The 7,601-nt window shown below is 73.9% G+C and carries 7 protein-coding genes; all 7 read left to right on the forward strand.

Annotated features, from left to right (window positions below):
* The first annotated feature begins 489 nt into the window (after positions 1-489).
* The 7 genes from FNX44_RS29080 (at position 490) to der (ending at position 7,564) form a co-directional block, all read left to right on the forward strand.
* Complete coding sequence (locus FNX44_RS29080) at positions 490-1,386, forward strand: segregation and condensation protein A (protein WP_407699171.1); 897 nt, start codon at positions 490-492, stop codon at positions 1,384-1,386.
* Positions 1,383-2,084: an SMC-Scp complex subunit ScpB gene (gene scpB, locus FNX44_RS20960; RefSeq protein WP_143650146.1), complete on the forward strand. Its 702-nt coding sequence runs from the start codon at positions 1,383-1,385 to the stop codon at positions 2,082-2,084. Before FNX44_RS29080 ends, scpB begins: the two co-directional genes overlap by 4 nt.
* A 12-nt stretch (positions 2,085-2,096) precedes the next feature.
* Positions 2,097-3,269: a pseudouridine synthase gene (locus FNX44_RS20965; RefSeq protein WP_153507556.1), complete on the forward strand. Its 1,173-nt coding sequence runs from the start codon at positions 2,097-2,099 to the stop codon at positions 3,267-3,269.
* 130 nt (positions 3,270-3,399) lie between these two features.
* On the forward strand, positions 3,400-4,488 hold the full coding sequence (locus FNX44_RS20970) for a prephenate dehydrogenase (RefSeq protein WP_143650147.1): 1,089 nt from the start codon (positions 3,400-3,402) through the stop codon (positions 4,486-4,488).
* Between the two features lie 101 nt (positions 4,489-4,589).
* Positions 4,590-5,318: a (d)CMP kinase gene (gene cmk / locus FNX44_RS20975; RefSeq protein ID WP_323369542.1), complete on the forward strand. Its 729-nt coding sequence runs from the start codon at positions 4,590-4,592 to the stop codon at positions 5,316-5,318.
* A complete protein-coding gene (locus tag FNX44_RS20980) occupies positions 5,315-5,995 on the forward strand; it encodes a lysophospholipid acyltransferase family protein (RefSeq protein ID WP_323369543.1) in 681 nt (226 codons plus the stop codon). Before cmk ends, FNX44_RS20980 begins: the two co-directional genes overlap by 4 nt.
* A gap of 93 nt (positions 5,996-6,088) precedes the next feature.
* Entirely contained in the window at positions 6,089-7,564 is a 1,476-nt protein-coding gene (der, locus tag FNX44_RS20985; protein ID WP_143650151.1) for a ribosome biogenesis GTPase Der, read from the forward strand.
* Positions 7,565-7,601: the final 37 nt, after the last annotated feature.

Raw genomic sequence — 7,601 nt, forward strand, 5'->3', positions numbered from 1 at the left:
CCCCGGCGGACGCAGGCCGCCCCATCCGACGCCTCACCGCCCACCTCAGAGCCGACCGGTCCGCCCGACCCCGCCACCGGGCCCGCCGGGCGGCCCGAGCCCGTGGAATCGACCGAGCCCGTCGGCCAGACCGAACTCCCCGGCCGTGGCGCGCGGCCTGTCGATTCGGGCGAGGCCGCGAGCCACGGGGTCGAATCGGTCGGACCGGCATGGCCCGTCAGCCGTGCAGGCGGGCCACCCGGCGCCGCAGAGGCGGCCGGCCACACCGGCCAGCCCGCCGGCCACGCGGCTGAGCCGACCCGCCCGGTCGAGCCGGTCGACGGTGCTGCTGAGTTCGCGGGGAGGCCGGAAGCGGCCGAGCCCGTCCGTCCGGCCGGGCCGTCCGGTACCGCCGTTCAGTCCCCTGACCCGGTCAGGACCCCGAGCCCGGGGAAGCCCGCCGCTCGCGCCGTCCACGCTGCGCCTGCCGGATTGTCCGAGCCTCCCGAGGTGCCCGAGCCCGACGGCTCGGAGGTGCCCGGTGCGTCGGCTGGGACCGCCGACCCGGCGGCGGGGGGCGAGGGGCGGTTCACCGTCGTGTTGGACAACTTCGAGGGGCCGTTCGATCTGCTCCTGCAACTCATCGCGCGTCACAAGCTGGACGTCACCGAGGTGGCGCTCTCCCGCGTCACCGACGAGTTCATGGCGCACCTGAGGGCGATGGGTCCGGACTGGGACCTCGACCAGACGACGGAGTTCCTGGTCGTCGCCGCGACCCTGCTGGACCTGAAAGCGGCCCGGCTGCTGCCGTCGGCCGAGGTCGAGGACGAGGCGGACCTCGCCCTGCTGGAGGCCCGGGACCTGCTGTTCGCGCGGCTGCTCCAGTACCGGGCCTACAAGCGGGTCACGGAGGTGTTCACCGAACGCCTGGCGGCCGAGGCCCGGCGCTTCCCCCGGATCGTCGGGCTGGAGCCGCACCACGCCGAGCTGCTGCCCGAGGTGGTCATCCGGATCGGGCCCGAGGGATTCGCCCGTCTCGCGGTCAAGGCGATGCGGCCCCGCCCCCGGCCGCAGGTGTACGTGGACCACATCCACGCCCCGCTGGTCAGCGTGCGCGAGCAGGCCGGGCTGCTGGTGGACCGGCTGCGGGAGCGTGGCGAGGCCACCTTCGCGGCGCTGACGGAGGACGCCGCCGACACCCTCACCGTCGTGGCCCGCTTTCTCGCCCTGCTGGAGCTGTACCGGGAGCGGGCGGTGGCCCTGGAGCAACCCGAGGCGCTGGGCGAGCTGCTCGTGCGCTGGCGGGGCGGCGCGTCCGCCGCCGAGGTGGGCGCGGAGTTCGACGGGGAGGCGCCGGCAGAGGACGACCGGCGACCCGCGGCACGGCAGTCAGAGGTGAGCGTATGAGCGGCAGCGACGGCAGCGGCAACGGCGACGAGCAGGTTCCCGCGCCGCGCCTCCCGGCACAGCAGAGCGCGCCCCCGCCGCCCGCCGGCGCCGTGGCCGAGCTGCCGCTGGCCCCGGCGCTGGAGGCCGTCCTGATGGTGGTCGACGAGCCGGTGCCCGTCGACCACCTCGCGAAGGTCCTCCAGCGGCCGCGGCGGGAGGTGGCGGACGCGCTGCGCGTGCTCGCCGACGACTACACCCGGCAGAACCGGGGATTCGAGCTGCGCGAGGTGGCCGGCGGGTGGCGTTTCTACAGCCGTCCCGACTACGCGGAGGCCGTCGAGGCGTTTGTCCTGGACGGACAGCAGGCCCGTCTCACCCAGGCCGCGCTGGAGACCTTGGCGGTGGTCGCCTACCGCCAGCCGGTCAGCCGCTCCCGGGTCTCGGCGGTGCGCGGGGTCAACTGCGACGGCGTGATGCGGACCCTGCTCCAGCGGGGCCTGGTGGCCGAGGCGGGCACCGAACCCGAAACAGGTGCGATCCTGTATGTGACGACGCACTACTTCCTGGAGCGTCTGGGCCTGCGCGGCCTGGACGAACTGCCCGACCTGGCGCCCTTCCTACCGGAGGCGGACGCGGTCGAGGAGGAGAGCCAGGAGGTCGTGCCGTCCTTCGAGGCAGACAGCAGCAGCGGTGACCGAAGAGGATCCGCGACGTAGACGGAAGACGCGATGCGAAGCAGCGGCAGGAACAGCAACCGGAACTACCGGGGCGCGGGCAACGGCCGCGACGACAACAACGGGCGCAAGCGCCGGCCCCGCCCGGAGGAGCGCCGCTACGACGTGGGCCCGTCCGGCGACGGCGACGGTGGCAGGCGCGGCGGCCCGGCGAAGGGCGGCTCCGGTGGCGGTGCCGGCAAGGCCGGCGGCAGGACGGGTGCCAAGGGCGCGCCCGGGCAGCAGGGCGGCGGCCCGCGTGCCCAGCGCTCCACCGGCGGCCGGCCTACGGGCGGCGGCGGTCGCCCGGGTCAGGGTGGCGCCCCCGGCAAGGGCGGCCCCGGCAAGGGCGGCGGGCGGCGCGGCGCGCCGGCCAGGCCGCGTGAGTACGACGCCCAGATCGAGGAGCGCAACCGCTCCCGGCACGACAAGCCGCAGATCAAGCTGCCCAAGACGTTCGGCGAGGTGGAGGGCGAGCGTCTGCAGAAGGTGCTCGCCAGGGCGGGTATGGGCTCCCGCCGCGCCTGCGAGGAGCTGATCGAGCAGGCCCGGGTGGAGGTCAACGGCAAGATCGTGCTGGAGCACGGGCTGCGGGTGGACCCGGAGAAGGACGAGATCAAGGTCGACGGTCTGACGGTCGCCGCCCAGTCGTACCTGTTCTTCGCGCTGAACAAGCCCGCCGGGGTGGTCTCCTCCATGGAGGACCCGGACGGCCGCCAGTGCCTGGGCGACTACGTGCAGAACCGCGACACGCGGCTGTTCCACGTCGGCCGGCTGGACACCGAGACCGAGGGGCTGATCCTGCTCACCAACCACGGCGAGCTGGCCCACCGCCTCACCCACCCGCGCTACGGCGTGAAGAAGACCTACCTGGCCGCCATCCAGGGGCCGCTGCCGCGCGACCTCGGCAAGCGGCTGAAGGACGGCATCAAGCTGGAGGACGGCTACGCCCGCGCGGACCACTTCCGCGTTGTGGAGAACACCGGCAAGAACTACCTCGTCGAGGTCACCCTGCACGAGGGCCGCAAGCACATCGTGCGGCGGATGCTGTCGGAGGCGGGCTTCCCGGTCGACAAGCTGGTCCGCACGTGGTTCGGCCCGATCGCGCTGGGCGACCAGAAGTCCGGCTGGCTGCGGCGTATGACCAACACCGAGGTCGGCATGCTGATGAAGGAGGTCGGTCTCTGACCGACCGGGCGCCCCGACGCGGCGTTCCGTATCCTGATCTTCGACACTCCGTCACCACCAGGCCAAGGCCGACACCGTCCGGGCGCGTTCCGGGCGGCGCGGCCGCACTCCGCGAGGACACCGCCCCAGAATGCGTACCGCGCTTGTCATCGGCACCGGACTGATCGGGACCTCGGCCGCGCTGGCCCTCTCCGCCCGCGGGGTGGCCGTCCACCTGCGGGACCGCGACCCGGACTCGGTGAGCACCGCCGCGTCCCGGGGCGCGGGCAGCGCGGAGCCGCCCGCGGGGCCGGTGGACCTGGCGGTGGTCGCGGTGCCGCCCGCGCACATCGCCACCACCGTCGCCGAACTCCAGCGGGAGGGCGCGGCGCGCGGCTACCTGGACGTCGGGAGCGTCAAGGGCGGCCCGCGCCGGGAGCTGGTGGAGCGGGGCGGCGACCTGAGCCTGTACCTGGGCACGCACCCGATGTCCGGCCGGGAGAAGTCCGGCCCGCTGGCGGCCAGCGCGGACCTCTTCGAGGGCCGGCCGTGGGTGCTCACGCCGACGGCGCAGACGCAGACCGAGGTGCTGAACCTGGCGCTTGAGCTGGTGGCGCTGTGCCAGGCGGTGCCGGTGGTGATGGACGCAGACGCGCATGACCGGGCGGTCGCGCTCGTCTCGCACACCCCGCAGCTGCTGTCCAGCCTGGTGGCCGCCCGGCTGGAGAGCGCGGACGAGACAGCGGTGCGGCTGTGCGGGCAGGGCATCCGGGACGTGACGCGGATCGCCGCGTCCGACCCCCGGATGTGGCTGGACATCCTCTCCGCCAACCCCGGACCGGTGGCCGACGTGCTCGCCGCCGTCGCCGACGACCTGGACGAGACGGTCCGCGCGCTGCGCGCGCTGGAGTCCGCGGACCAGCACAAGCGGGCCGAGGGCGTCGAGGGCATCGAGGGAATCCTGCGGCGCGGCAACGCCGGCCGCTCGCGGGTGCCGGGCAAGCACGGCCAGGCGCCGACCGCCTACGAGACGGTCGTGGTCCTGATCAGCGACCAGCCGGGCGAGCTGGCCCGTATCTTCGCCGACGCGGGGCGGGCCGGGGTCAACATCGAGGACGTCCGTATCGAGCACGCCACCGGCCAGCAGGCCGGTCACGTCCAGATCATGGTGGAGCCGCAGGCCGCCGCCCGGCTGTCGGAGGCCCTGCGGGAGCGGGGCTGGGCGATCAGGCAGGGCTAGCTTCCCGGTAGCCTGGTAGGGGCCGTGGTCGGCCCATGCCCGTGTCCGTGCGCCGAACTGTAGTGATTTTCCCAGAGCATTCGAGAAAGGTCTCCGTCACCGTGGCTGCTTCCCTGGAGGGGACGACCCCCGTACTCCCCGGTGCCCCGGCTCCCGTCGTGGTGGCCATCGACGGCCCCTCGGGCACGGGGAAGTCCAGCACCTCGAAGGCGGTGGCCGCCAAGCTCGGGCTGAGCTACCTGGACACCGGCGCCCAGTACCGGGCGATCACCTGGTGGATGCTGACCCACGGCGTGGACGTCGACGACCCGGCGGCCGTCGCCGAGGCCGCCGAGCGCCCGGTCATCGAGTCCGGCACCGACCCGTCGGCCCCCACGATCACCGCGGACGGCGAGGACGCCGGCGGGCCGATCCGCACGCCGGAGGTCACCGCCGCGGTCAGCGCGGTCAGCGCGGTGCCCGAGGTGCGCGCCAGGATCACCGCCCTCCAGCGGCACATCGCCGACAGCGCAGAGCGCGGCATCGTCGTGGAGGGCCGGGACATCGGCACCACCGTGCTGCCCGGTGCCGACCTGAAGATCTTCCTCACCGCCTCGCCGGAGGCCCGCGCGGCGCGCCGCGGCGGCGAGCTGAAGGCGCAGAACGGCCAGGCGGACCTCGCGGCCACCCGGCAGGCCCTGCTCAAGAGGGACCAGGCAGACTCCAGCCGCAAGACCTCCCCGCTGGCCAAGGCCGACGACGCGGTGGAGGTCGACACCACCGAGCTGACCCTGGAGCAGGTCATCGAGTGCGTCGTCACGCTGATCGAAGAGAAGCAGCGGGTCGCGTGAGCCCAGCCAGCACAGCAAACCCAAGCAGCCCGGCCGGGGCGCCGGGCGAGCGCGGCGCCGCGGTGGGGCGACGCATCGGCATCGGGCTGATGTACTCGCTGTGGCGCCCCCGGGTGCTGGGCGCCTGGCGGGTGCCGGTAACCGGCCCGGTGATCCTCGCGGTCAACCACACCCACGCGCTCGACGGCCCGATGCTGATGGGCACCGCGCCGCGCCCGGTGCACTTCCTGATCAAGAAGGAGGCCTTCGTCGGCCCCCTGGACCCGTTCCTGCGGGGCATCGGGCAGCTGAAGGTGGACCGGGAGGTGGCCGACCGGGCCGCGATCACCCGGGCGCTGGACGTGCTGGCGGGCGGCGGTGTGCTGGGCATCTTCCCCGAAGGCACCAGGGGAGAGGGCGACTTCGCCGCGCTCCGCGCCGGCCTGGCGTACTTCGCGGTGCGCTCGGGCGCGCCGGTCGTGCCGGTCGCGGTGCTCGGTAGTGCCGAGCACCGCAGCCGGCTGATATCGGCCGTGCCGCCGCTGCGCGGACGGGTCGACGTCGTCTTCGGCGAACCGTTCGACGCGGGCGACGGCAGCGGCCGCCGCACCCGCCGCGCGCTGGACGAGGCGACGACCCGGATCCAGCGCCGGCTCACCGACCATCTGGCCGGGGCGAGGAAGCTCACCGGCCGCTGAGGACCACCGCCGGTGGTGGCGGCCCCGGCCGCACACCGACCGGCCTCCGGGAGACTCCCGGACCGTACACGAGGACATGAGGGACAGGACTCCATGAACGACCAGATCCACTCCGGCGACGGGCACGGTGAGCTCGGCGACGCCGAGTACGCGGAGTTCATGGAGCTCGCCGCGCAGGAGGGCTTCGACGCCGAGGACATCGAGGGCGCGCTCGAGGAGGCCGGGCACGGCCCGCTCCCGGTGCTCGCCGTCGTCGGCCGGCCCAACGTCGGCAAGTCGACGCTTGTCAACCGCATCCTGGGCCGTCGCGAGGCCGTCGTCGAGGACCGGCCGGGCGTCACCCGGGACCGGGTGACCTACGAGGCCGAGTGGGCGGGCCGCCGCTTCAAGGTCGTCGACACCGGCGGCTGGGAGCAGGACGTGCTGGGCATCGACGCCTCGGTGGCGGCGCAGGCCGAGTTCGCGATCGAGGCCGCCGACGCCGTGGTTTTTGTCGTCGACGCCTCGGTGGGCGCCACGGACACAGATGAGGCCGTGGTGAAGCTGCTGCGCCGGGCCGGCAAGCCGGTGGTGCTCTGCGCCAACAAGGTGGACGGTCCCTCGGGCGAGGCGGACGCCGCGATGCTCTGGTCGCTCGGCCTCGGCGAGCCGCACCCGGTCTCCGCGCTGCACGGCCGGGGCACCGGCGACATGCTCGACGAGGTGCTGAAGGTACTGCCCGACGCGCCCGCCCAGACCTTCGGCCAGGGCGTCGGCGGCCCCCGGCGCATCGCGCTGATCGGGCGGCCCAACGTCGGCAAGTCCTCGCTGCTGAACAAGATCGCGGGGGAGGAGCGGGTCGTCGTCAACGAACTGGCCGGCACCACCCGCGACCCCGTCGACGAGCGCATCGAACTCGGCGGCACGACCTGGACGTTCGTCGACACGGCCGGCATCCGCCGCCGGGTGCACCTGACCGAGGGCGCCGACTACTACGCCTCGCTGCGCACGGCGGCCGCGCTGGAGAAGGCCGAGGTCGCGGTGATCCTCATCGACGTCAGCGAGCCGATCAGCGTGCAGGACACCCGGATCATCACGATGGCCGTCGAGGCCGGCCGGGCGCTGGTGCTCGCGTACAACAAGTGGGACACCCTCGACGAGGAGCGGCGTTTCTACCTGGAGCGGGAGATCGAGCGGGACCTCGTGCAGACCCAGTGGGCGCCGCGGGTGAACATCTCCGCCAGGACCGGTCGCCACATGGAGAAGCTGGTGCCGGCGATCGAGACCGCGCTGGCGGGCTGGGAGACCCGGGTCCCCACCGGGCGGCTGAACTCCTTCCTCGGCGAGCTGGTCGCCTCGCACCCGCACCCCGTGCGCGGCGGCAAGCAGCCGCGCATCCTCTTCGGCACCCAGGCCGGTACCCGCCCGCCGCGCTTTGTCCTCTTCGCCTCGGGCTTCCTGGAGGCCGGCTACCGCCGCTTCATCGAGCGGCGGCTGCGTGAGGAGTTCGGCTTCGAGGGCACCCCGGTGCAGATCTCGGTGCGGGTGAGGGAGAAGCGAGGGAAGGGCGGCAAGAGCGGCCGCAGGTGACGTACTCCAAAGGGGCCCGGGCCGGACGCCGTAGCGG

Source organism: Streptomyces alkaliterrae, from assembly GCF_007097205.2.
Classification (GTDB): domain Bacteria; phylum Actinomycetota; class Actinomycetes; order Streptomycetales; family Streptomycetaceae; genus Streptomyces; species Streptomyces alkaliterrae.